The sequence below is a fragment of the Micromonospora sp. NPDC048999 genome (assembly GCF_040649295.1).
In the GTDB taxonomy this organism is placed as follows: Bacteria; Actinomycetota; Actinomycetes; order Mycobacteriales; family Micromonosporaceae; genus Micromonospora.
In genome coordinates this window covers 119879-143069 of sequence record NZ_JBEZFI010000013.1, presented here as the reverse complement: position 1 = coordinate 143069, position 23191 = coordinate 119879, and the positions used below count along the sequence as shown (strand labels likewise).

General features: G+C 73.7%; 23 protein-coding genes. 5 read left to right on the top strand and 18 right to left on the bottom strand.

All coding sequences use genetic code 11. The annotated features are described in order from the left end of the window. Positions 1-10 precede the first annotated feature (10 nt). From AB0C02_RS16840 to AB0C02_RS16795, 10 genes are all read right to left on the bottom strand, one after another. Positions 11-1288 carry a cupin domain-containing protein gene (locus tag AB0C02_RS16840; RefSeq protein ID WP_357549039.1) on the bottom strand — a complete coding sequence of 426 codons (1278 nt, stop codon included), beginning with the start codon at positions 1286-1288 and terminating at the stop codon, positions 11-13. 9 nt (positions 1289-1297) lie between these two features. Then, positions 1298-1585: a hypothetical protein gene (locus AB0C02_RS16835; protein ID WP_357549034.1), complete on the bottom strand. Its 288-nt coding sequence runs from the start codon at positions 1583-1585 to the stop codon at positions 1298-1300. A 189-nt stretch (positions 1586-1774) separates the two neighbouring features. Then, the gene (locus AB0C02_RS16830) at positions 1775-2203 is read right to left on the bottom strand and encodes a DUF2267 domain-containing protein (RefSeq protein ID WP_357549032.1); all 429 of its coding nucleotides are present in this window, start codon (positions 2201-2203) and stop codon (positions 1775-1777) included. Positions 2204-2544: 341 nt separating this feature from the next. Next, a complete protein-coding gene (locus AB0C02_RS16825; RefSeq protein WP_357549030.1) occupies positions 2545-2943 on the bottom strand; it encodes a TraR/DksA C4-type zinc finger protein in 399 nt (132 codons plus the stop codon). A gap of 257 nt (positions 2944-3200) precedes the next feature. Continuing rightward, the gene (locus AB0C02_RS16820) at positions 3201-3830 is read right to left on the bottom strand and encodes a uridine kinase (protein ID WP_357549028.1); all 630 of its coding nucleotides are present in this window, start codon (positions 3828-3830) and stop codon (positions 3201-3203) included. 79 nt (positions 3831-3909) lie between these two features. Beyond that, entirely contained in the window at positions 3910-4515 is a 606-nt protein-coding gene (locus AB0C02_RS16815; RefSeq protein WP_357549026.1) for a winged helix-turn-helix domain-containing protein, read from the bottom strand. Positions 4516-4798: 283 nt separating this feature from the next. Then, a complete protein-coding gene (locus tag AB0C02_RS16810; RefSeq protein ID WP_357549024.1) occupies positions 4799-5362 on the bottom strand; it encodes a winged helix-turn-helix domain-containing protein in 564 nt (187 codons plus the stop codon). Between the two features lie 52 nt (positions 5363-5414). Then, complete coding sequence (locus AB0C02_RS16805) at positions 5415-5900, bottom strand: rhodanese-like domain-containing protein (protein WP_357549022.1); 486 nt, start codon at positions 5898-5900, stop codon at positions 5415-5417. A 37-nt stretch (positions 5901-5937) separates the two neighbouring features. Then, positions 5938-6381 carry a cysteine dioxygenase family protein gene (locus AB0C02_RS16800; protein ID WP_357549018.1) on the bottom strand — a complete coding sequence of 148 codons (444 nt, stop codon included), beginning with the start codon at positions 6379-6381 and terminating at the stop codon, positions 5938-5940. Between the two features lie 120 nt (positions 6382-6501). Next, positions 6502-6879, bottom strand: coding sequence for a signal peptidase I (locus tag AB0C02_RS16795; RefSeq protein ID WP_357549016.1), 378 nt, complete (start codon positions 6877-6879; stop codon positions 6502-6504). A 96-nt stretch (positions 6880-6975) separates the two neighbouring features. On the opposite strand from AB0C02_RS16795, the gene AB0C02_RS16790 reads away from it, so the two are divergent. Beyond that, complete coding sequence (locus tag AB0C02_RS16790) at positions 6976-7926, top strand: DUF3500 domain-containing protein (RefSeq protein ID WP_357549015.1); 951 nt, start codon at positions 6976-6978, stop codon at positions 7924-7926. 125 nt (positions 7927-8051) lie between these two features. Here AB0C02_RS16790 and AB0C02_RS16785 read toward each other — a convergent pair whose 3' ends face one another. From AB0C02_RS16785 to AB0C02_RS16760, 6 genes are all read right to left on the bottom strand, one after another. Beyond that, on the bottom strand, positions 8052-8810 hold the full coding sequence (locus AB0C02_RS16785) for a class I SAM-dependent methyltransferase (protein ID WP_357549014.1): 759 nt from the start codon (positions 8808-8810) through the stop codon (positions 8052-8054). A gap of 42 nt (positions 8811-8852) precedes the next feature. Continuing rightward, the gene (locus tag AB0C02_RS16780) at positions 8853-9347 is read right to left on the bottom strand and encodes a DUF2231 domain-containing protein (protein ID WP_357549011.1); all 495 of its coding nucleotides are present in this window, start codon (positions 9345-9347) and stop codon (positions 8853-8855) included. A 76-nt stretch (positions 9348-9423) separates the two neighbouring features. Further along, on the bottom strand, positions 9424-10164 hold the full coding sequence (locus tag AB0C02_RS16775) for a GAF and ANTAR domain-containing protein (RefSeq protein ID WP_357549008.1): 741 nt from the start codon (positions 10162-10164) through the stop codon (positions 9424-9426). Positions 10165-10355: 191 nt separating this feature from the next. Further along, entirely contained in the window at positions 10356-12650 is a 2295-nt protein-coding gene (secA2, locus tag AB0C02_RS16770; protein ID WP_357549006.1) for an accessory Sec system translocase SecA2, read from the bottom strand. A gap of 73 nt (positions 12651-12723) precedes the next feature. Further along, entirely contained in the window at positions 12724-13812 is a 1089-nt protein-coding gene (locus AB0C02_RS16765) for a zinc-binding alcohol dehydrogenase (protein ID WP_357549003.1), read from the bottom strand. Then, complete coding sequence (locus AB0C02_RS16760; protein WP_357549002.1) at positions 13805-14884, bottom strand: Gfo/Idh/MocA family oxidoreductase; 1080 nt, start codon at positions 14882-14884, stop codon at positions 13805-13807. Before AB0C02_RS16760 ends, AB0C02_RS16765 begins: the two co-directional genes overlap by 8 nt. A 224-nt stretch (positions 14885-15108) precedes the next feature. Here AB0C02_RS16760 and AB0C02_RS16755 point away from each other — a divergent pair, with 224 nt between their 5' ends. The 4 genes from AB0C02_RS16755 (at position 15109) to ctaD (ending at position 20283) form a co-directional block, all read left to right on the top strand. Continuing rightward, positions 15109-16089 (top strand): glucosyl-3-phosphoglycerate synthase, encoded by a 981-nt coding sequence (locus AB0C02_RS16755; protein WP_357549075.1) that lies wholly within the window; start codon positions 15109-15111, stop codon positions 16087-16089. A 24-nt stretch (positions 16090-16113) separates the two neighbouring features. After that, positions 16114-17268 (top strand): glycosyltransferase, encoded by a 1155-nt coding sequence (locus tag AB0C02_RS16750; RefSeq protein WP_357548999.1) that lies wholly within the window; start codon positions 16114-16116, stop codon positions 17266-17268. A 458-nt stretch (positions 17269-17726) separates the two neighbouring features. Then, positions 17727-18194 carry a DUF4383 domain-containing protein gene (locus AB0C02_RS16745; protein ID WP_357548997.1) on the top strand — a complete coding sequence of 156 codons (468 nt, stop codon included), beginning with the start codon at positions 17727-17729 and terminating at the stop codon, positions 18192-18194. 88 nt (positions 18195-18282) lie between these two features. Beyond that, a complete protein-coding gene (gene ctaD, locus AB0C02_RS16740) occupies positions 18283-20283 on the top strand; it encodes a cytochrome c oxidase subunit I (protein ID WP_357548996.1) in 2001 nt (666 codons plus the stop codon). Between the two features lie 92 nt (positions 20284-20375). Here the strand turns inward: ctaD and AB0C02_RS16735 are convergent, their stop codons facing one another. Further along, positions 20376-21509 (bottom strand): SigB/SigF/SigG family RNA polymerase sigma factor, encoded by a 1134-nt coding sequence (locus tag AB0C02_RS16735; RefSeq protein WP_357548994.1) that lies wholly within the window; start codon positions 21507-21509, stop codon positions 20376-20378. 222 nt (positions 21510-21731) lie between these two features. After that, positions 21732-23123: a hypothetical protein gene (locus tag AB0C02_RS16730; RefSeq protein ID WP_357549074.1), complete on the bottom strand. Its 1392-nt coding sequence runs from the start codon at positions 23121-23123 to the stop codon at positions 21732-21734. Positions 23124-23191 lie beyond the last annotated feature (68 nt).

Below are 23191 nucleotides of genomic sequence, written 5' to 3'. Positions count from 1 at the left end.
TCGACTTGTGTCATTGGGTGGGGGTGAGGACGGCTTCCTTGAGGAGGCGGCGGGTTAGGACCAGGCGGTCGGCGTCGTCGTCGAGGCCGGGCAGGTCGCCGACCCGGGTCACCTCGCCGGCGAGCACGGCGCGCAGCGCCGGCTCGCAGGTGCCCGGCAGGGTGATGGTGCGGTCGAACAGGCACAGCGCCACCCGGCCGTCGTTCCCGGTCGGGCTGAGGTGCCAGCGTAGGCCCTCACGTGGGGTGACCCGGCTGTCCGCGGTCAGCGCGGTCAGCGCGGCCGCCTGGGCCAGGGGCCGGATGGGCGCCGGCCGGGCGGCCGGCCAGGCCCGGTCCCGCAACCGGGCCGCCACAGCGGTCGGGTCGGCCCGCAACAGCCAGTCGCGCAGCGCCTCCACCGTCTCGGTCAGCTCGGGTTCGATGGCCTCCGGGTCGGCCACGTCCACACCGAAGGGCAGCCCGGAGCGCAGCCGGGGGTCGTCGGCGGCGAGCGCCAGCAGCTCCTCGACCAGGGCGTACCGGGTCAGCGCCCGGATGCCCACGGTCAGGTGCAGCGAGCTGGAGTCCTGCGCCTGGGCGCTGTGCAGCCAGCCCCGGGGCAGGTAGAGCGCGTCGCCCGGGGCGAGCACCACGTCCAGCGCGGGCCGGCCCTCGGCGGTGGCGCGGACCTCGTCGGCCCGCCCGCCCCAGGGCTGCCGCTCCAGCGGGTCGGGCAGCACGGGCGGGTGGATCCGCCAGTGCTTGCGGCCGTCGACCTGGAGCACGAAGACGTCGTGGGTGTCGTAGTGGGTGGCGAAGCCCTGGCTGCCGGCCGGGGTCAGGTAGGCGTTGACCTGGGTGGGCTGGGCCAGCGCGGCGGTCAGGTCGCGGGCGAGGTCGACCAGCGCCGGCCAGGTACGGTGCAGGCCCTGCAGGACCAGGGTGGCGCCATCGGCGTACAGCTGGAGGATCTGCTCGTCGAGGACCTGATCACCGATCTCGGCGCCCGCGCCACCACCGCCGGTGTAGCGCGCCGCCGGCACCAGCTCGCCGTCCTTGGCCACCCGCAGGAACGGGGTACGCAGACCGCGCCGGCTGAGCAGCTCGTCGGCGTCGGCGGGGCCGAACAGGTCGGTGAACCCGTCCGGGTTGGGCAGTTCGGCTGCGCGGGACAGCAGCGGAGCGCGTCCCCAGTGGTCGGCGGCGAACTTGGCCGGGTCGACGGCCACGCAGCGGGCGAGGGCAGCGGTGGCGGAAGACGGAACCGCCGGGCGGCCGTCGCCGCCCGGCGGGTCGAAGTGTGTCACGGCGATCCGTCAGCGGGCGCTGCCGTCAGCGCCACCGTCGCGCTGGCCGGGTGTGGCTCCGCCGTCGGCCGGTCCCTCGGCGCCGCCGTCCGCGCCGCCGTCCTGCTTGCCCGGGGTCGCCCCACCGTCGGCCGGCCCCTCGGCACCCCGGTCGGCGCCGCGGTCGGCTCCCCGCTCCGCGCCGCGGTCGGCGCCGCCGTCCGCGCCACCGTCCCGCTGGCCCGGGGTGGCGCCACCGTCGGCGGGCCCCTCCGCGCCGCCGCCGCTGGTCCGCATGTCGTCGTCGTTGAGTGCCATCGGTGCTCCCTCGGTGTGCCGCCCCGTCGTCCGCCGGGGTTCCTTGTGCGACGGGTGGTACCCCACGCGCGATCTTCTCTAACCCACGGTAAACGCCAAGGCCCGACGAAACAGACGGTTCGCCGGCCCCGTCAGCGGACGCACCCGGCCCGCCCCACCGGGTGGCGGGGCGGGCCGTGGCGGCGCCGGTCAGGGAATCATCCGGCTGAGATCCTGCGGCATGGACGACTTCACGTCCTGCCACTCGCCCTGGTTGACGTGCCGGCGCAGGGTGTCGAGCACCACCTGCACCACCCGCTGCGGGCCGCCCTCCACGTCGTACGGGAAGCCCTGGCGGACCTCGTAGAGAAAGTCGTCGCGGTTCAGCTTGATCGGCACGTTCTCCGGCTGCCAGCCGTCGAAGTAGATGCCGCGCAGCAGCACCGGCAACTGCTGGGCGAACTCGGAGCTCTCCTGCACCGGCATCCGGTCCCGGAGCAGGTGCAGCACCGTGCGCAGCGCCGCGTAGGACTGGTTGCGTTGCTCCTTTGGCCAGCCGTACGCCTGCTCGATCTCCTTGAGGATCACGTTCGTCTTGTCCAGCGAGGACTCGAACGCGGAAATCAGCTGCTCAGCCATCTGCCCACCCCCGTGCGTCGGTTTCCCAGCGTCGATCGTCGGTGCGTCGCGGCGGCCCGCTGGGCCCCCGCCACAGCCGGGTCGGGCTGAACCGACCGGGCCGTGTGCCCCGCCGAGGCGGGTCGGACCTTCCGACCACGTGCAGCACCCCGCCGCGGCGTTGATCCGCTACGACCCGCACCGTCATGGCCCACCTCCTGTCGGCCTCACGGTCGCGTCACTCGACGGACCGCACACACCGTCCAGACTGGCCGAGCGCCGGGTGAGCCGGCCTCACCCGGTGCGGGTGATTCCGCCGTCAGCCGTCCGCCGATCAAGGCCCGCCACCGGCCGGCAACCGCTCAGGCCGCCCGCCGCTCCCGCGTCTGCTTGCAGGACACACAGGACGTGGCGGACGGGAAGATCTCCAGCCGCTCCACCGGGATCGGCGCGGAGCAGCCCTCGCAGAAGCCGTACGTGCCCTCGTCGAGCCGGGTGAGCGCGTGCTCGAACTGGGCACGCCGGTCCAGGATGCTGCGCAGCAGGGACTGGGCGGTGTCCCGCTCGGCGGTCTTGGTGCCGCTGTCGGCCTGGTCATCGCCGGCCGTGTCGCCGATCTCGACCAGGCGGAGCACCTGACTCTGCAGCACGGCCTGCTCGTATTCCGCGGTCAGCTCGTCGTACCGCGACCGCAGGGACTGCCGGATCTGGTCGACCTCCGCCGGGGAGCGGCCCTGGACTGTCGTGTCATGGACGAGCATCGCTGCCTGCCTCTCCTGGCGCCTCATGCCGATCCGGGGCGACGAGCGCCCCGGACGTGGTCCGATGAAATGCACGGGCGGGATCACCCGTGCTCTGTGAGCCGGGCGATTACCCGCCCCCTGCGAGGATCAAACCGGGGATTTACGCGTTCTTCCACCGCGTTCGTGCGCAGTTGACCGAGCCGGTCCGTGCCGAGTCGGCCCCGATCGGCCCCGGACGGCGTCGGACCCGCCGGGTGTCGGATCGCGGGGTCGGGTCAGCCGGCCTCGACCAGGGCCGGGTGGCGTGGGTCGTCGGCCCGGACCACCACGTCGGCGAAGGAGGCGGGGGCGACCTCGTCGACGTACCGGGCGAAGGCCGGCAGGGTCCAGCGCAGCCCCGGGTCGGTCCGCCGGTCCAGTGCGGCCGGGGAGAGCTCCAGGTGCACGGTGACGTCGAACGACAGCCCGCCGCCGAGCAGCAGCGCCCCGCTGACCAGCACCACCCCGCCGGGCGGCAGTTCGACGTACGCCGCCCGGCTGGCCCGGTCGGCGGCGGCGTCCCAGAGCGAGGGCAGCAGCCGCCCCGACCCGTCGGAAGCGGCCGGGTCGAGCACCTCCCGGCGCAGCCCGGCCTCGTCGAGCCAGCCCGCGTAGTACGCGTCGGGATTGGTCCGGCCGTGTTCGAGCCGGACCGAGGCGGGCCGGAGGAAGTCGGCGGCCCGGACGTGCAGCACCGGACGCCCCACGGCGCGCAGCGGATCGACCAGGGCGGCGGCGAGCGCGTCCGGGTCGGCGACCGGCGGGCCGTCGACGGCAACCCGCAGCCGGCCGGGTACGGCGACGCTGGCGAGCCGATCGGTCAGCTCGGCGATGAGTCGCTCGGGGGTGATCGGACGGACGCGCACCCGACCATCGTGCCCGGTCCCGAGGTCGGCGACCCGTCGGGGCGTCGGCGGGCATTCCTGGTGGGCGTGGTGGAACGGGTCAGCCGGTGCGGTCGATCGTGACGAGAGCGTCGTCGGCGAGCCGGTAGCCGACGCCGTAGACGGTGGTGACCAGCGGAACGTCCACGCCGACCTTGCCGCGCAGCCGGCGCACGTGCACATCGACGGTGCGGACGCCGGCGTGCTCATAGCCCCAGACGGCGTTGAGCAGCTGCAACCGGGTGAACACCCGACGGGGGTGGGCGACCAGGTGCAGCAGCAGGTCGAACTCCAGCCGGGTGAGCGGCAGCGGCTCACCGTCGCGCAGCACGGACCGGGACGCGGCCAGGATGTGCAGGGGCGGGATGGTCGGCGCGAGGGGCCGCGCCGGGGACCGCCCGGCCGGCACCGGGTCGGGCCGCCGCTCCGCCGGACCGCCCCCGTTGGTGATCACGGCGTCGCCCCGTTCCAGCAGCTCGCGGGCGGCCTCCAACAGCCGGTGGGCGGCCGGGCTCAGCGGCTCGTCACCGGCCAGCGGGATGTCCAGGGTGACCGTGAGCACCGGCGTGGAACCGATGGGGCGACGCTGGCCGCCGGGGGGACGACCGGGAACCGCGGGTTGGGACGTATGCCATCCGGCGCGCGACGAGGCGGGGCTGACCGACATGCTGCTCCTTGGCTGGTCCGGGTTTTCCCCACGGCCCCGGGACGCCGCTCCATCGATGCTTCCCGGCGCCCAGGCGAGGGTCAAGGGGCGGCTACGTTGCATGAATGTGACAATTGACGCACACACCGGAGCCACGCGCTCGCTCTGCGTACGAGGCCACATGATTACAGCAGAGCGACGAGATGCCCCGTTACGGGGGGTCCCCGCCTGATTCATCACCGGCTGGGACACGTGCGCGCGGCGTACCCGGCAGCCGGGTACGCCGCGTGGCGAAAGGGTCCGCTCAGGACTCGTGGTCGACCACGATCCGCGCCTCGTCGGCGAGCCGGTAGCCGACCCCGTAGACGGTGGTCACCAGCGGCCCGCCGGAGCCGAGCTTGGCCCGCAACCGGCGCACGTGGACGTCCACCGTGCGCGCCACCGGGTGCTCGTATCCCCAGACGTTGGCGAGCAGTTGCCGCCGGGTGAACACCTGCCGGGGATGCTCGACGAGGAACAGCAGCAGGTCGTACTCGATCCGGGTCAGCGGGATCCGCTCGTCACCGCGGCGGACCACCCGGGTGCCGGCCAGGATGCGTACGGTGGCGGGCTCCTCGACCGGTGCGACCCTCGGGGCCGGGCGCGGGTCGGGCACCGTGCGGGTGGCCTCGTGCCCCTCGGGCCGCAGCACCCGCGCGCCGGACGCGGCGAGTTCGTCGAGCACGTCGACCAGACGGTCCAAGCCGGGTGTCGCCGCGGCGGCGGCCAGGTCGAGGGTGATGGTCAGGGTCGGCGTGCGGAGGGGCGACCCGGCCCGGTCGGGGCGGCCGGGCCGGTGCGCTCGGGTGGAGAGGGCGATGACGGACATGGATCCTCCTGGGCTGACGGTCGCGCCCGCCCCACCGGATGCGGTGGGGCGGTCAGCGGGGCGCCCGGCCGGCGTTGACCGGGTGCGCGGCGGACGAGGGTCGCAGCGGCGTGGTGGGGCCGAGGGTGGGCAGCCCGGCGATGTGCCAGGCGGCGAACCCGCCGGCCACGTCGGTGGCCCGGTGCAGGCCGAGGTCCTGCAGCGCGGCGGCGGCCAGTGAGGACGTGTAGCCCTCCTGGCAGAGAACCACCACTGGCACGTCGTAGTCGACGGCCTGGGGCAGCCGGGCCGGGCAGCGCGGGTCGAAGCGCCACTCCAGGACGTTGCGCTCCACGGCGAGGGCGCCGGGAACGGTGCCGTGCGCGGCGCGCTGGCCGGCGGGCCGGATGTCGACCAGCAGGGCCCCGCGCCGGCACGCGAGGTGCGCCTGCTCGGGGTCGAGGCGGCGCAGCCGGGCGCGGGCGGCGGCGAGGATCTCGTCGATCCCCTGCGAGCCGGGCGGCGGGACCGGACAGCGCTCGGTCGGCGTCTGGGGCATCGTCATCCTCTCGTACGGCGGCGAACAGGGGCAGGGCTCACCAGGCGAGCCCGGCCTCGGCCACCTCGGCCACCAGGAGTTGCCCGGCGACGAGGCGGTATCGGGTCATCCGGCGCAGCGCCGGCCGGTAGGCGTGCACGCTGACCGCGGGCCGGCCGCCGCGGTTGGTCACGAGGTGCACGTGGCGGGCCCCGAAGCGCCGGCCGGCGCCGGCGGCAAGCCGATGCGGGCGCAGCCGGCCGCCGCTGACCGTCTCCTCGGTGAGGGTGCCGGTGACGACCAGGAAGGCGCCCTCGGAGCCGCCGTGGTCGTGCAGGTCGGTGCCCTGCCCGGGCAGCCAACTCAGCGCCCACACCTCGTGCTCGTCGTCGGCGGCCAGGCGCGCGTACCACCGTTCGGGCCGGTTGAAGCGCAGCCGCACCGGCCAGCCAGTGGGGTCGGCCCAGCGGGCGGCGACGGCGAGCAGGTCGGTGCGGGTCATCGGCGGATCGTCCTCACGACGGCGGAAGCGACAGGCGATCCTCAGCATAGGCTATAAACCCTATCGGTTTAATAGGTAATACCGACTGCTGGGACGACGCAGGTGCGGGTCGGCCACTGGTCAGCGCCGAACCGGCGGATCCACCCGGTAGCCGGGCACCGAGGGCCAGCGCACGGTGAGCACCACCGACTCCCGCTCGGCGTACCAGGAGTGGTCCACGTCCCGGCCCCACACCACGTAGTCGCCCGGCTCGCGCAGCACCACCGTCCGATCCGGCAGCTCAACCCGGAACGCGCCGCTGATCAGCACCAGCAGGGCGGTACGCCGTTCACCCGTCGCCCACGCCGAGCGGGCCTCCCCGGCCGGGTGCGCGCCCCACTTCACCTCGACCTCGGTGCTGTGCCGGACGTCGCCGGGCGGTTTGAAATGACCGAGCAGCCAACCCGCGTCGGCCGCCCCGTCCACGGCCGCGTTGCCGACGTACACCCGGTCGTCCATTCCGTCCGTCCCTTCCACACCGGCCCGTGCGCACCGGCTCGGCAAGCTATCAGGGCGGGCCGGCCGGGCAGCCGGCCCGCGCGGTATACAGATGCGGTGGAAGATCCCATACCCGAGCAGATGCGTACGGCGGCCGGCGCGCTGCTGGCGGCGCTCGACGAGCCGGCCCGGCAGCGGGCCCGGCACGACTTCGACGACGACGCCGCCCGCCGGTGGCTGGAGTACCGGCCCCGACCCCGGCCCGGGGTCAGCCTCGCCGACCTGGACGTCACCGCCCGCAAGGCCGCCCACCGGCTGCTCGCCACGGCGCTCAGCCCGGCCGCGTACGCCCAGGCCATGACGGTCGTCGCGCTGGAGGAGGTGCTCGACCGGACGGAGGGCTGGCGGCGCGGCCGGCACGGCGGCGACTACTGGGTGGCCGTCTTCGGCGACCCGGCCCGCGACGACCGGTGGGGATGGCGGTTCGAGGGACACCACCTGTCGGTGAGCATGACCGTGGTCGACGACCAAGTCTCCCCCGCCCCGCTCTTCCTCGGCGCCAACCCGGCCACCGTCCGGCACGCCGGCCGCACCGTGTCCCGGCCGCTCGGCCCCGAGGAGGACCTGGCCCGCGAGCTGCTCGACGCGCTCGGGCCGGCCGGGCGGGCCGCCGCGATCATCGCCGACGAGGCGCCGGCCGACATCATCAGCGCCACCCGGCCCACCGCCCCCGGCCGGCTCGACCCGCTCGGCGCGCCCCGGGACCGGCTCGCCCCCAGTGGGCGGGCACTGCTCGACCAGCTCGTCGCGCTCTACCTGGACCGGCTTCCGCCGGAGCTGGCCGCCCGCGAGGCGGGCCGGCTCGACGGCGGGGAGCTGCACTTCGCCTGGGCCGGCCCGACCGGCCCGGGGCAGCGGCACTACTACCGGATCCAGGGCGACGACCTGCTGATCGAGTACGACAACACCACCGACGACGGCAACCATGCGCACACCGTGCTCCGCCGCCCAACCAGCGACTTCGGCGCCGACCTCCTCGCCACCCACCACGCCACCAACCCCCACTGACTCACCCCACCCCCCAGGCCTCGCCTCGTTGATCAAGGAGTTTGCGTCGGATTGAAGATCGACTCCGACGCAAACTCCTTGATCACCGCCGGCACCGCTGGGGTGGGGGGTGGGGGTGGGCGTGGTTAGGGGTGGTGGGCTTCGATGAGGAAGCGTTGGGCGTGGGCGACGAAGGGGCCCTCGGCGCGGATGCGGTCGTGCATGCGGCGCAACTCCGCGTGGTGGCGCTCGACGGTGAAGCCGGGCACCGTCCAGATCACCTTGCGCAGGAAGCAGACCACCGCGGCGATGTCGTGGAACACCGTGCGCAGGGTGGCCGTACGCAGGTCCACGACGGTCAGCCCGGCGGCCTCGGCGGCGGCGACCGCCTGCTCCGGGTGACGGTTGGCCGGCGGTGGGAGCGGGCCGAGGATGGCCTCGCTCAGCTCCCGCACCGTGCCGGGGCCGATCTGCTGGGACAGGTAGCTGCCGCCGGGGCGTAGCACCCGGGCGATCTCGTCCCACGGCGTGTCCACCGGGTGCCGGCTGACCACCAAATCGAACGTGGCGTCCCGGAACGGCAGCGGCGCCCGCTCCGCCACCTGGACGACGGTGGCGCCGACCCGGCGGAGCGTACGGCGGGCCACCGCGACGTTCGGCGGCCAGGCCTCGGTGGCGACCAGCAGCGGCGGCGGGGCGGGCACCTCGGCGAGCACCTCTCCCCCGCCGGTGTCGATGTCCAGCGCGGCGTCGACGGTGGCCATCCGGGCGCCGACCAGGCGGGCATATCCCCAGGGCGGCCGCTCCTCGGTGGCCCGCCCGGCGAACCAGGAGAAATCCCAGCCCTCGACCGGCACCCCAGCGCCCTCGGCGATCAACTCCTCGACGTCCCGGTTCGCACTCACGAGCCGACTCTGCCCGTCGATCCGCGGTGCGGCAAACAGATTTCACCGCGTGATCTCCACGGTGGACGCGGGGACGTCGACGAGTGCCTCCAGGCTGGCCGGCTCGGTGGCCCGCCCCCCGTCGAACTGCCGCATGAGCCGGGCGCCGAGCCACACGCCGACCGACCCGACGGCCAGCGCGAGCAGTTCGGTGGCCAACTCGAGGCCGGTCGCGCCGCGCTGCGGCGCCTGCGCCCGGGCCAGGCAGGTGAGCAGGAACAGCGCCGCCATCGCGGCGTTGACCAGACTGCAGGTGACTGCGGTACGGCGGGTCCGGTCAGGGCGCACGTCCCACAGGTCGACCATGCCGGCGACGGTGGCGAGCGCGGCGGCGACCAGGGCGGCGACCGCGCTCCAGTAGCCCACCTCGCCGAGGAACGCCGGACCGCCGGCGACGTCGGCCAGGTCGAAGACCGCGGCGCTGACGAAGAGCCCGAACGGGAACGTCACGAGCATCGGTTGAATGGGCTGCCCCTGCACCCGCAGTCGGCTCTCCATCGGTCCCTCCCCGGGTCGGCGCGGCTCACCAGTCCAGGGTGCTACCCGGCGGCCACCGGGGAGAAACGACTGTCGCTCAGTTGTCCCGGGGCCGGGAGACGGTGAGGACCAACCGCTCGGCCACCTCGCGCAGCGGGATGTCCAGCGAGGACGCGGCGGTGCGGAGCACATCGAGGGCCTCCGGCGCCGGGCAGCCGCGCTGGGTCATGATCACGCCGACGGCCTGCCCGACCACCCCCTCCGCCAGCAGCGCCGAGTCGAGCTGATCGGCCCGGGCGGCCTGCCGCTCCCGGTCCCGGACGGCGGCGAGGAGCAGCCCGGCGTGCTCGGCGAGGAGCATCGCGGTGAGCTGGTGCCGGGTGGCGAGCTCGTCGGCGGACTCGGCGTACAGGTTGATCGCGCCGATCACCTGCTCGTCCACGTCGACCGGCGCGGAGATCACCCCGCGCACGCCGAGCCCGCGGGCCCGGTCGGCCCACACCGGCCAACGCGCCTCCCGGTCCAGGTCGGGCGCGGTGATCATTTCGCGGCGGCGGATGGCGGTCATCGCCGGCGTGTCGGGACCGTCCCGGAGATCGTCCAGCTCGGCCCGGCCGACGTCCGAGGCCGCCACCCCGACGGGCTCACCGGCCCGCAGGGCGGTGAAGCCACAGCAGTCGACCCCGGGTACGGCGTCCCGCGCGATGCGGACCAGTCGGGTCAACGCCTCGTCGAAGTCGCCGACGGCGATGAGGCCGGCGGTCAGCTCGCGCAGCAGCGCGGCGGTCTCCAGCACCCCGAGCATGTCGAAGAGGGGCTCCCGCGTGTCGAGGTTCACCGGGCCACGGCCTCCGCCACCCCCACATACGACCGCGCGATGTACCCGTCCGGCGCCATTGCCTGTGCCATCCGCTGCTCTCCCCCTGACTCGAAGCCTCGGCGTACTACCCTCGCAAACCAGGTTCGAAACAGTGCAAAGGGGTCCCTTCGGGCGCGTGCGCCTGTCGGAAGGGACCCCTTTGCCTGAGGTCAGCGCGACCCGGAGATCAGTCGCCGGCCCACCGAGGCGATCAGCCGGTCCAGTTCCGAGCCGAACGGGTTGTCGTGCACCAGGTACGTCCAGGTGGCGCTCGGCCGGACCAGCTTCGCGGCGTCCGGCTCCCAGCCCTCGTCGAACTCGGTCTCCTCGAAGGTGGCGATGGTCCGCGCCTCGATCTCGGGGACGAGCGCGTTGAACGCCGGCACGGCGCTGCGGTGGAACTCGTCCAGCGGGTCGAGCCGGCCCAGCGCCCGCAGGTGCACGCCCTCGCGCACCTCCGACAGCTCGGCCAGGTGCTCGGCCCAGAGCCGGTCCAGGTGGTAGAGCGCGATCTTGCGGGCCACGTCGGCGAGCAGGTCCTCGTCCATCTCGCCGGCCTTGTCCGGGCACCGCTCCAGCAGCATCAGCGCGGCGATGTCGCTGGTGAGCAGCCGCTCGCGGCGCTCGGCGAGGGCCTTGCGCTGCTGCTCGATCACCACGCTGTACCGCCAGGTGTTGCGGTGGATCTCGTGGTTGACGCCCTCGGCGACCCGCTGGGCGTGCTCCACCGCGTAGTCGACCTGGGGGTCGGTGACCAGGCCGTCGGCGTTCATCCGGGGCGAGGCCGGGACGGTGTCGCCGGCGTGCCGGACGACCAGGTCGTCCTCGAGGCTGACGAAGAACGCCGAGCCACCGGGGTCGCCCTGCCGGCCGGCCCGGCCGCGGATCTGGTCGTCGACCCGACGGCTGTCGTGCCGGCCGCTGCCCATCACGTAGAGGCCGCCAAGGTCGGCCACCCGCTCCCGGTCGGCCTGGTCGCTGCCGCCGAGGCGGATGTCGACACCCCGGCCGGCCATCTGGGTGGAGACGGTCACCGCGCCGTACGCGCCGGCCTCGGCGATGATCGCCGCCTCCTCGTCGTCGTTCTTGGCGTTGAGGACCACGCACGGCACCCCGGCCGCGTGCAGCCCGGCCGCCAGGCCCTCCGACTCCTTCACGTCGAGGGTGCCGACCAGCACCGGGCGACCCGCCTCGTGGCAGCGCTTGATCTCGTCGATCAGCGCCTCCTCCTTCTCGGCGCGGGTGGCGTAGATCCGGTCCGGCTCGTCCTCACGGATGCACGGGGTGTTCGGCGGGATCACCGCCACCTCGAGGCCGAAGAACTCGCGCAGCTGGTCGCCGACGAGCACCGCGGTCGCGGTCATCCCGCAGATCTTCGGGTAAAGCGCGATGAACGCCTGCACGGCGACGGTGCCCAGCACCTCGCCCTCGGCGCTGGCGTCCAGGCCCTCCTTGGCCTCCACCGCGGCCTGCAGCCCGTCCGGCCAGCGACGGCGCTGGGCGACCCGGCCGCGCATCTCGTCGATCAACTCGACCGAGCCGTCCCGGACGATGTAGTCGACGTCGCGGTGCAGCAGGGCGTGCGCGTGCAGCGCCACGTTGACCGCGGACAGCTGCCCGACGTGCTCCTCGTCGTACAGGTCGATGTCGCCGAGCTTGGCCTCGACGGTGGCCAGGCCGGCCGAGGTGAAGGCCACGCTGCGCCCGTCCTCGGCGATCGTGTAGTGCTTGCCCTTGCGCAGGCCGCGGACCAGCGCCGCGGCCGCGTGCACCGGGTCCTGCTCCCCGGGCACCGCGCCGGCCAGCACCATCGGCACCCGGGCCTCGTCGATGAGGATCGAGTCGGCCTCGTCGACGATGGCGGTCTTCAGCGCCGGTTGGACCCGGTCGGCGAGGTCGGTGGCGAGCTGGTCGCGGAGGAAGTCGAAGCCGGCCTCGCTGACCGAGACGTAGGTGACGTCACAGGCGTAAGCTTCGCGGCGCTCGTCCGGCGTGGAAGCCTCGTTGACCCAACCGACGGTGAGCCCGAGCAGCCGGTAGACCGGGGCCATCCACTCGGCGTCGCGACGGGCCAGGTAGTCGTTGACGGTGAGCACGTGCACCGGACCGTTGCCCATCCGGACGTGCCCGTACGCGGCGATGGTCGCGGTGAGCGTCTTGCCCTCACCGGTGGCCATCTCGGCCACCTTGCCGGAGAGCAGGGCCATGGCGCCGAGCAGCTGGACGTCGTACGGCCGCTGGTCGAGGCCGCGGCGGGCCGCCTCACGGCCGATCGCGCAGATCTCCTCGTAACCCTCGGCCTGCCCGGCGGCCTCGGTCAGCTCGGCGTCGGTGAGCTTCTCCAGCTCCGCCTCGCGGACCTCGACGGCCGGCAGCAGCTTCTCCAGCGGAGCCAGGTCGACCGTCGTCCCCGGGCGCTGGAGGAACCGGCGGAACCTGCTCTTCAACCGTTGCGACACACCCATGAGCGGCAACGGTACGCGAACCGGAGCCGGTTGTGACCCCCGCCCGGCGGTGGTGTCGCCCGCAGTGGGGCTTTCAGGCGGTGAAGACCACCTGCAGCTCCTGGCGGCGGCGCTGCGCCAGGTCGGTCAGCAGCGTCGGCGCCTCCGCCAGCGGCACCACCGCCGAGACGAGGTGCGCGCGGATCAGGTCCCCGTACTGCCGCAGCAGCTCGATGGTCTCCGCGGACAGCCGCTCCCGGTCCCAGGTCGGGGCGAGCCCCCGCGGCACCCGCCCGATCTGCGCGCAGCGCAGCGACAGCCCGTTGTGATGGAACTCCTCCCCGAACCGGACCTCGTCCGCGCCGGACTGGTAGAAGGCCAGGTCGATCACGGTGCCCTGGGGGCGCAGCAGGCGCAGCGCGAGCCGCAGCGCCCAGGCCTGGCCCCGGCACTGGAAGACCACGTCGGCGCCCCGGTCGCCGGTGGCGTGGTGCCAGCGGGTCTTGAGCACCGCCGCCGGGTCGTCCGCCGCCGGGTCGAGCGTCTCCAGGCCGAGCGCCTCGGCCACCTCTCGCCGGGCCGGGGTGGGGTCGAGCACCACCACGGAGGCGGCGCCGTGCCGCCGGGCGAAGAGCGCGGTGAGCAGGGCCACCACCCCGGCGCCGACCACCGCCACCCGCCGGCCGCGCACGCCGTCGCCGAGCGAGCGTACGTCGGTGCCGCACAGGTCGGCGGCGGCGTGCAGCAGGCCGTTCGCGCAGATCGGGCCCATGTGCGCGACGTAGACGCCGAGCAGCGGGTCGAGGTCGTCGGGGAGCGCGACGAAGCGCTCAGCGAGCGGGTCGGCCACGTACCCGCTGCGGTGGCCGTACGTCATCGCGGCCACCGCGCCCACCGCGATCGCCGCGGTACGGCTCTCCACCACCCGGCCGACCTGCATGTAGCCGAGCCGGGTCACCGGGTACGGGGCGCTCGCCGGGCCGGGCTGGAACAGGCCGAGATCGGCGTTCCAGGTGACGTTGAGGTATGGGTTGGTGCCCTTGACGTAGCTCAGCTCGGTGCCGGCGGAGACGCCGCTGAACAGGGTCGCCACCCGGAAGGTGCCCTCGCGCGGCTCGGCCGCCGGCTGCTCGACCAGCTCGACCGTGCCCGGGCCGCTGACCACCACCACCCGGTCACGCATCGATGGTCACCCCCGGCAGGGTCGGCTCGGCCCCTGGCAGGGTCGCCTCGGCCTCCGGCGGGGTCGGTGCCGCGTCGGCGACCGGCGCGGTGAGCCGGGCGGCCGGCCCGGTGGGCAGCGCCACGGCGCGTCCGGTCCGCGCCGACTCGGCCACCGCGACGGCGAGCCGCTGGGTGCGCAGCGCCTCGGCGTACGGGACCCGCACGTCGTCACCGACGCCCCGGACCGCGTCGACGAAGGCCCGGTCGACGGCCACCCGGGCGCCGTCCGGGTCGGCGGGCAGCTGCCGCTCGCCGTCGGCGTCGCGGATCAGCAGGCCGTCCTCGGCCAACGACAGCGCCAGCCCGTCGGCGAGGATCTCCACGCCGGCCCGGTGCTTCCAGGTGAGCACGCAGGCCGCGGCGAGGGTGCCGACCGCGCCGGTGGCGAAGCGCAGGGTGGCCGCGGTGACCGAGTCGATGTCGGCGTCCGCCACCGGTGGCGGGCTGCCGTCGCCGTACGCGATCACCTCGGTCACCTCGCCGGCCAACAGTCGGACCAGGTCCAGCACGTGCGCGGCCTGCTCGACGACCGGGCCGCCGGAGCCGTCGTGCCGGGCCCACCAGGGCACCGGGGGCACCCGGTCCAGCCAGGCGCCGTTGACCATCCGCACCGGGCGGTCGGCCAGCAGCTCCCGGGCCTGCCGCACCACGTGCAGATAGCGCCAGTGGTGGCCGACCGCGGTGAGCAGCCGCCGCCGCTGCACCAGCGCGGCGATCCGCTCCGCGGTCTCCAGGTCCACCGCCACCGGCTTCTCCACGAACATCGGCACGCCGGCCTCGATCACCAGTTCCTCGATCGGTCCGTGCGCGAACGGCGGCACGCACACGTACACCGCGTCCGGGCCCGCGGCGAGCAGTTCCGCCGCGTCGGCGAAGGCCCGGCCGCCGTGCGCCTCGGCCAGCTCCCGCGCCGCGTCCGGGGCGACGTCGGTCACCCCGAGCAGCTCCACGTCGTCGAATCCGGTCAGCACCCGGGCGTGGCGTCGCGCCACCCCGCCGGCTCCCACCAGTCCCACCCGGCACGTGCGCATGGCCTCGTCCCTCTCGCCGTGGCATCCGAAGAGCTCCGTCAGCTCTCCCCGGGTGGACCCGCGATCAAACGTTCACCGGTGGGGAACCCGCCGGCGCGCGGGTGGGGGGCAAGCTGTCAGGCATGATCCGGTTAGCGCGGGGCGATCGAGGGGAAAACCTCGTCCCGCTTCCACGACCTGGGGGTGTGCCAGTGCGGGCTTCGGAAACGATCGTGTCACCCGTGGTGGAGGCGTGGGCCACGTACCGCACCACGTCGGCCGAGGACTGGCCGGCGCGGCGGCTGCTGCGGGCCAAGGGCGACAGCCGGGTCAGCGTGGTGCTGCCGGCGTGCAACGAGGAGGCCACCGTCGGCGCGATCGTGTCGACAATCCGGGAGCACCTGATGGACCGGGTCCCGCTGGTGGACCAGTTGCTCGTGGTGGACTCCCGCTCCACCGACCGGACGGCCCAGGTCGCCCGGGCGGCCGGCGCCGAGGTGGTCAGCCAGGACGCGATGACCCACGGGCTGCCCCGGCTGGCCGGCAAGGGGGACGCGCTCTGGGCCGGGCTGGCGGCGGCCGAGGGCGACGTGGTCGCGTTCATCGACGCCGACCTGCGCGAGTTCCGGCCGCACTTCGTCACCGGGCTGGTCGGCCCGCTGCTGACCGACCCGTCGGTCGACTTCGTCAAGGGCTTCTACCACCGGCCACTGGTCGGGGTGACCGGGGTGGAGGCCGACGGCGGCGGACGGGTGACCGAGCTGATGGCCCGCCCGCTGCTCAACCTGTTCTGGCCCGAGCTGGCCGGCTTCGTACAGCCGCTGGCCGGCGAGTACGCCGGCCGCCGCGACGTGCTGGAGCAGGTGCCGTTCGTCTCCGGGTACGGCGTGGAGACGGCCATGCTCATCGACCTGCTGGAGCTGGTCGGGCTGGACGCCCTCGCCCAGGTGGACCTGGGTGAGCGCAAGCACCGGCACCAGGACACCGCGGCGCTGGGGCGGATGTCCGCCCAGATCCTGCTCGCCGTCTGGGCCCGGTTGCAGCGGCGGGGCTGGGCGAGCCCGGCCGCCGTGCCGACCGCGCTGCTGACCCAGTTCCGGCGCGGCGGCTCAGAGGTGCTGCCCAACCTGGAGCGGGAGATCGTGATCACCGACGTCTCGATCGAGGAGCGCCCACCGCTGGCGCAGCTTCGGCACCGGTTGCCCAGGCGGCGGGTCGCGGCGTGACCCGATCGGAAAGGAACCGGCGCGATGAGCCTCACCGTCCTGATGAACGCGGGTCCCTGGCTGTCCGTGCCGCCGCCGGGTTACGGCGGGATCGAGAACGTGGTCGCCACCCTGGTCCCGGAGCTGCGCAGACTCGGCGTACGGGTGGTGCTCGCCTCGGTGGAGACCAGCACGCTGCCGGTCGACGAAAAGATCTCGGTCTTCCCGGACGGGCAGTTCCACGCCCTGCAGCGCCCGTACAACCAGGTCTGCGGGGTGTCCCAGGCGCACCTCAACGGGGTGGTGCGGGCGCTGCGCACCCGCGACGACATCGACCTGGTGCACGACCACGTGGAGGCGGTGGGGCTGGCCACCATGGCCGCGATGGGGCCGGACGGGCCGCCGGTGCTGCACACCCTGCACTGGGACCTGGCCAAACACCCGGAGCTGTACGGCAACCTCGACGGCGGCGACCGGTTACGGGTCAACGGCGTCTCCGCGTCGCAGCTGGCCCGGGCGCCCCGCGCCCTGCGGGAGCACTCGGTCGGGCACGTGCACCTGTCCACGCCGTTGGCGGTCGACGCCGACCGTCGGCCCGCCGTGGCAAAGGGCGACCACACGGTCATCCTGGGCCGGATCAACCCAGGCAAGGGGCAGGACCTGGGCGCCCGGCTGGCCCGGCAGGTCGGCTTCCCGCTGGTGCTCGCCGGCCCGGTCGGGCCGTACCACCGGCCGCAGGACCTGGCCGCGGCGGGCGACGACGCCCGGCAGAACCCGGATGTGCGCTTCTTTTACGACCACGTCGCCCCGTACGTCGACGGCGACCTGGTCCGCTGGGTCGGCACGGTCGCCGGCCGGGAGCGGGACGACCTGCTCGCCGGGGCACGCGCCGCCCTCTTCCCGTTGCGCTGGGAGGAGCCGGGCGGTACGGCCGTGGTCGAGGCGCTCGCCCTCGGCACCCCGGTGGTGGCCGTCGCCCGCGGCTGCCTGCCGGAGCTGATCGAGCCGGGCCGCACCGGCCTGCTCACCATCGACGAGGAGGAGCTCGGCGACCTGGTGCTGGCCGCCGGCCTGCTCGACCCGGACGAGTGCCGGCGCGAGGCCGCCGCGCGGTTCACCCCGGCCGCGATGGCCGAGAAGTACGTGGCCCGCTACGAGCGGGTCCGCCAACTTGCCGCGCCACCGCTGCTGCCGACCTGAGCCGGTGGTGCCGACGTTCGGCGCGCCCACTGCCGGTTGACAGCCTTCTGATAACTGTGGGTGACAGTCGCCGGCGGAAGGGCCGCCATCACTCCGCGTGATGACACCGAATACATCCCCCGCGCGGGCTCCTGCCGCCTCAGCCGTTTGACCAGCAGAAACCCGTCAAGCAGCCGGCCGCGCGGAAACCTCCTTCATCCGCCTTTGCTCTGCAGCCACATACGCAGCAGTAGCCGTACGTGACCGTTGCGCCCGTGGCTGCAGAGCAAAGTCACTCTCGGCCCCTTCGGTCGCACCAGGGGGAATGTAGACGGAGAGTAGCGACTCGCCGGGCGTGATGTCACGGCTCACCGGTGCCGGGCAGCTGACGCAGGACCGGTGGCGCGGCCGGGCGGCCGCGTTTGCCGTCGGCAACGCCGGGAATGCCGCGCGGCCCTGGGTCAGGTGAGGAGACCAGCATGACGAACGCGACGGCGCACTCGCGTGGGCGGCGCAATCCGGCCGACGGCCGCGCCCCGGCACGCCGGGCGTCCGCGAGCGTCGGCGTGGTCTTCCTGGTCGTCGGGGTGCTCGGCTTCCTTCCGGGGGTCACCAGCCACTTCCACGAGCTGTACTGGGCCGGGCACGAGTCGGGCGCGAAGCTGTTCGGCACGTTCCAGGTCTCCGTGCTGCACAACCTCGTACACCTGATCTTCGGCGTCGCCGGGCTGGCGATGTCCCGGACGCTCTCCGGCTCGCGCACCTTTCTCGTCGGCGGTGGGGCGATCTACCTCGTGCTCTGGCTCTACGGGCTGGTGATCAACCGGGGCAGCGCCGCGAACTTCATCCCGGTCAACCTGGCCGACAACTGGCTGCACTTCGGGCTCGGCATCGCGATGATCGCGCTCGGTCTGCTCACCGTCCGCGACCCACTACCGACGAACTGACCGAATTCACCGCTCTCGCCTGGTTTTATGGGCAGAGGCACGGGTAGGCGTGCCCGTCCCTTTCTGTCACCACGACGGGGTGAGAGCTATGCCCAAGCGGGTAGTCACGGAACCGCCACGGGACCGCGGGCCCGCGATCCTCGCGCCGGCCCACTTCGGCGGATATCCCGGCCCGGTCCGGGAGGTGGTCAAGGGCAACAAGCTGATCAAGCTGCTCGGTACGACCGACGCCAAGCAGATCGGCCTGCTCTACCTCGCCACCGCGTTCATCTTCTTCCTGGTCGGCGGGGTGCTCGCGCTGCTGATGCGGGCCGAACTGGGCGAACCGGGCATGCAGTTCCTCTCCCCCGAGCAGTACAACCAGGCGTTCACCATGCACGGCACCATCATGCTGCTGCTCTTCGCCACCCCCCTGGTGTTCGCCTTCGGCAACTACATCGTCCCGCTGCAGATCGGCGCGGCGGACGTGTCGTTCCCGCGACTGAACGCGTTCGCGTACTGGCTGTACCTCTTCGGCGGATCGCTGGTGCTCGGTGGCTTCATCGCGCCGGGCGGCGCCGCCGACTTCGGCTGGTTCGCCTACACCCCGCTGAGCAACTGGCAGCACAGCCCCGGGATCGGCGGGAACATGTGGGTCGTCGGCCTGGTCATCTCGGGTCTCGGCACGATCCTCGGCGCGGTCAACATGATCACCACCATCGTGACCCTGCGCGCCCCCGGCATGACCATGTTCCGGATGCCGATCTTCACCTGGAACATACTGCTCACCAGCGTCCTGGTGATCCTGGTCTTCCCGCTGCTGGCCGCCGCGCTGCTCGCCCTCGGCGCGGACCGGCTCCTGCACTCGCACGTCTACGATCCCACCACCGGTGGGCCGATGCTGTGGCAGCACCTGTTCTGGTTCTTCGGGCACCCCGAGGTCTACATCGTGGCGCTGCCGTTCTTCGGCATCATCACCGAGATCATCCCGGTCTTCGCCCGCAAGCCGATCTTCGGCTACACCGGTCTGGTGCTCGCCACCATCGCGATCACCGTACTGTCGATGACCGTGTGGGCGCACCACATGTTCGGCACCGGTCAGGTGCTGCTGCCGTTCTTCAGCATCCTCAGTTATCTGATCGCGGTGCCGACCGGGGTGAAGTTCTTCAACTGGATCGGCACCATGTGGAAGGGGCAGATCACCTTCGAGACCCCGATGCTCTTCGCCGTCGGGTTCCTGGTCACCTTCCTGTTCGGTGGGCTGACCGGGGTGCTGCTGGCCAGCCCGCCGGCCGACTTCCAGCTGACCGACACCTACTTCGTGGTGGCGCACTTCCACTACGTGCTCTTCGGCACGATCGTGTTCGCCGCCTTCGGCGGGGTCTACTTCTGGTTCCCGAAGATGACCGGGCGGCTCCTCGACGAGCGGCTGGGCAAGATGCACTTCTGGACCATGTTCGTGGGCTTCCACACGACGTTCCTGGTGCAGCACTGGCTGGGCGCCGAGGGCATGCCCCGCCGGTACGCCGACTACCTGCCCAGCGACGGTTTCACCCTGTTGAACGAGATTTCCACGATCGGCTCGTTCATCCTCGGCGCCTCCACGCTCTTCTTCATGTACAACGTCTGGAAGTCCTGGCGGTACGGGGCGATGGTGACCGTGGACGACCCCTGGGGCTTCGGTAACTCGCTGGAGTGGGCCACCACCTGCCCGCCCCCGCTGCGCAACTTCGACCGGATGCCGCGGATCCGCTCCGAGCGGCCGGCCTTCGACGCCAAGTACGGCCCCCTCGTCGCCGACCTCGGCCGTGACCTGCCGCAGCGCACCACCAAGCCACCGCAGCACTTCGCCGAGGAACTGCGCCACGTGCCGAAGGTTCCGGAGTCGCCGGCCGCCGAGGGCGCGCACGGCGCCCGCGAGGCCGTCGAGTACCAGCCGGCGCCGCAGTCCGGTGCCCGGCCGGTCGACGTGCCGGAGCCGGAGGAGATTCGCCGGCCCAGCTTCGAGCAGACCGACGCGCCGGAGGAGCCCACCCCGGGCGCGCAGCGCGGCGAGCAGCCCGACCGGTGGCGGCACCCGCGCGGGCCCGAGGACACCCCGGAGCGCTGACCGGGCCACCGGGAGACGGGCCGACGCCGCGAGGCGTCGGCCCGTTTCGCGTACGAGGTCGGAATGCCGGCGCCGAGCGGCGGCGTGCCCGGTCAGTCGATCGCGGGCAGGCCGGCCGCGGCGAGCGAACGGCGGACCGACGGCTGCACCCGGGTCAACCGCAGCGGCACCCCGGTACGGGCGGCGGCGTCCCGGCCGGCCATCAGCGCGGCGATCCCGCCGGCGTCGAAACCGCCCGCGCCGACCAGGTCGACGACCACCTCGCGGGGCTGCCCGGTCACCGCCTCCAGCATCGCCTTGCGGAGTTGGTTCGCGCCGTCCCGGTCGACCTCACCGCCCACCTCGACGACCACCCGGTCGCCGTTCTGCTTGACCGAGATCTTCATCTTCGTCCGCTCGGGCTCGGCCGTGCCGTTCTGCCAGGGCGGCGGGGCGTCGGCGAGCATCGCCTGCCGGAGCCAGGTCAGCGCCCGGGACAGCAGCCGGGAGACGTGCATCTGGGAGATCCCGAAGCGGGCCGCGATCTCGGCCTGGGTCTGGTTGCCGTAGAAGCGCATGGCCAGGATCCGCCGCTCCCGCCAGGGCAGCCGGTGCAGCAGGCCGCTGACAGTGACCCGGTCGTCGACCGATTCCAGGGCGTTGTCCGACTCGCCGACCAGGTCACCGAACTCGGCGGAGCTCTCCCCGCCGACCGGGGCGTTGAGCGAGGCCGGACTGTAGCCGGCGGCGGACTCCAGGGCGGCGAGGATCTCCTCCTCCGGCGTCTCCAGCCGTTGGGCCAGCTCGGCGACCGACGGCGCCCGGGACAACTCGCTGGTCAACGCCGCGGTCGCCTGCCCCACCTCCAGGATCAGGTCACGCAGCCGACGGGGCACGTGCACGCCCCAGGTGCGGTCCCGGAAGTGCCGTTTGATCTCCCCGACGATGGTGATCGCCGCGTACGCGGTGAAGGAGCCCCGTTCCGGGTCGTACCGGTCGACGGCGTTGACCAGGCCGAGGCGGGCCACCTGCTCCAGGTCCTCCAGCGGCTCCCCACGGCCCCGGTAGCGGCGGGCCAGTCGGCCGGCGAAGGGCAGCGCGAACCGGACGAGATCGTCCCGCGCCTCCTGCCGTCGCTCCGGCGGCAACCCCTCGATTCGCGCCGCGTACGCCAGAGCCGCCGCGTCGAGGTCCTCCAGGCCCCGTTCGGTCGGTGGTGGTGTGGGTGTGGTGGTCTGTCCGAACATCCGCGCCTCCCTCAGGAAGGTCCCCCGCCCGGATTGGGAAACCGGTCGTGCGCGTGGTCGGGCCACGCACCGGGCCGGAAGTTGGGTTACGTGACGGAACGCCCGAAGCGGCGGCAGCCCGCCGCACGGCGTCGTGGACCGTCTTCGCAGCGAGCGGTGTTCCCGCTCCGTAGGTACTCAATCACGGACCGCATGATCGCGAGGATGTTTCGCCGGGGTTGGTCAGGAGACCAGTAACCCCTGGTGGGCGCCCGCGTCCCGCAGCGCCGCAAGGGCCTCAGCCATCCGCAGCGGCGGCGGGACGGGCAGGTCGTACGGCTGGTTGCGCAGCACCTCCGTGGCGCGCCGGGTGGGCACCGCGGCGACCGGGTAGCCGCGGGCCGCCCCCCGGTCCAGCGCCCGTCGGCGGAGCCCGAAGCCGGCCACCGCGAGCCACTGCGGCAGGCCGGCGAGGGCGGGCGACCGGACGCCCGGCGGCTCCGGCAGCACGTCCACCGAGCTGAACGGCTCGCTGCCGGCGAGCCACCACTCCGCACCCTCCACCCGGCGTCGGGTCGCGTTCTCGCACCAGTACGGCACCAACCCGGCCCGGACCACCTGCCACGGGTCCAGCAGCCGGCCGCACTCGACCACCAGGCGGTCACCGGTCTTGCCGGCCCGGCGCAGCCAGCGCCGGTACAGGTCGGCGGTGGCGGCGCTCAGCGCGTCGGGCTGCGGGACGAGCACCCGGTGCAGGGGGTGGCCGTGCCGGCCGGTCCAGTACCGGGCACTGTGTTCGAAGCCGGGCTCCACCCCGTTCTCGGCGTACGCGGCCGGGCAGGAGACGTCCGGCATCTCCCAGTGCCGCCCGTCGCCACCGGCGGTGCGCAGCACCTGCCGCAGCGCGGGCGCGTCGGGATGGAAGTCGACCGGTTCGAGGCCGCTGGTCGGTGAGCCGAGCTGGAAGCTGTGCCCCCGCCCCTCGTCCAGCACCGGCCAGGTACGGGCGTCGTGCAGCAGCAGCACCGGCGCGCCGGGGGCCAGGTGTTCGGCCACGAACCGGGCGTACGCCCCGGGCAGGGCGCGCCACCGCACCGTGAGGGCCACGGTGGCGCCGGCCGACGCGCCCCGGCTGGCCGGGCAGTGCACCTGCCGGACGTGCACGTCCGGGTTGCCGGCGAGCAGCCGGCCGGCGAGGGCGGCGCCGTGGTCGAGCGCGGCCCGGGGCCGGTCGACCGCACCCCGGGTCCAGTGCGCCGACATCTCGAACGCGGCGGGCAGCCAGGGCACGCCCAGCGCCACCGCCAGGTGCGCCGCCGCGCCGTGCGGCGAGCCGAGCACCACCCCGGGCCAGCGGCTGGGTGGGTACTGGTCGACGATCCAGGCCGCCACCCGCTCGGCGTCCACCTCGGCGACCTGCTCGGGGGTCAGCGCCAGCCGGCCGGCGGCCCGGGCTGCGGCGGCCCGCCGCACCGGTTCGGGTGCGCCGGTGAACCGGGACAGCGGGGAGGCGTGGCCGAGGTCGGCGCAGTCATCACCGCGCAGCGCGCGGACCGTCGCCGCCATCAGGACCCGGGCCGCGCTGCCCGCCGCCAGCACCCGGTCCCCGGTCAGGCCGGCGCCGCCAGCCGCCAGCCCCACGGGCACCTTCCGCACCGGCCCCACCTTGCCTCGTTCGCTCACCACGCGGCCCGGCTTCCCGT

What these genes read in the sequence shown, in the direction of transcription:
- AB0C02_RS16815 (WP_357549026.1), bottom strand. Translation starts at nt 4,515, where the DNA reads ATGTCGGTCAGCCCCGCCTCGTCGCGCGCCGGATGGCATACGTCCCAA.
- AB0C02_RS16765 (WP_357549003.1), bottom strand. Translation starts at nt 13,812, where the DNA reads ATGCGTGACCGGGTGGTGGTGGTCAGCGGCCCGGGCACGGTCGAGCTG.
- AB0C02_RS16750 (WP_357548999.1), top strand. Translation starts at nt 16,114, where the DNA reads ATGAGCCTCACCGTCCTGATGAACGCGGGTCCCTGGCTGTCCGTGCCG.
- AB0C02_RS16810 (WP_357549024.1), bottom strand. Translation starts at nt 5,362, where the DNA reads ATGTCCGTCATCGCCCTCTCCACCCGAGCGCACCGGCCCGGCCGCCCC.
- AB0C02_RS16835 (WP_357549034.1), bottom strand. Translation starts at nt 1,585, where the DNA reads ATGGCACTCAACGACGACGACATGCGGACCAGCGGCGGCGGCGCGGAG.
- AB0C02_RS16800 (WP_357549018.1), bottom strand. Translation starts at nt 6,381, where the DNA reads ATGACCCGCACCGACCTGCTCGCCGTCGCCGCCCGCTGGGCCGACCCC.
- AB0C02_RS16825 (WP_357549030.1), bottom strand. Translation starts at nt 2,943, where the DNA reads ATGCTCGTCCATGACACGACAGTCCAGGGCCGCTCCCCGGCGGAGGTC.
- AB0C02_RS16830 (WP_357549032.1), bottom strand. Translation starts at nt 2,203, where the DNA reads ATGGCTGAGCAGCTGATTTCCGCGTTCGAGTCCTCGCTGGACAAGACG.
- AB0C02_RS16795 (WP_357549016.1), bottom strand. Translation starts at nt 6,879, where the DNA reads ATGGACGACCGGGTGTACGTCGGCAACGCGGCCGTGGACGGGGCGGCC.
- AB0C02_RS16735 (WP_357548994.1), bottom strand. Translation starts at nt 21,509, where the DNA reads ATGTTCGGACAGACCACCACACCCACACCACCACCGACCGAACGGGGC.
- ctaD (WP_357548996.1), top strand. Translation starts at nt 18,283, where the DNA reads ATGCCCAAGCGGGTAGTCACGGAACCGCCACGGGACCGCGGGCCCGCG.
- AB0C02_RS16805 (WP_357549022.1), bottom strand. Translation starts at nt 5,900, where the DNA reads ATGCCCCAGACGCCGACCGAGCGCTGTCCGGTCCCGCCGCCCGGCTCG.
- secA2 (WP_357549006.1), bottom strand. Translation starts at nt 12,650, where the DNA reads ATGGGTGTGTCGCAACGGTTGAAGAGCAGGTTCCGCCGGTTCCTCCAG.
- AB0C02_RS16745 (WP_357548997.1), top strand. Translation starts at nt 17,727, where the DNA reads ATGACGAACGCGACGGCGCACTCGCGTGGGCGGCGCAATCCGGCCGAC.
- AB0C02_RS16780 (WP_357549011.1), bottom strand. Translation starts at nt 9,347, where the DNA reads ATGGAGAGCCGACTGCGGGTGCAGGGGCAGCCCATTCAACCGATGCTC.
- AB0C02_RS16760 (WP_357549002.1), bottom strand. Translation starts at nt 14,884, where the DNA reads ATGCGCACGTGCCGGGTGGGACTGGTGGGAGCCGGCGGGGTGGCGCGA.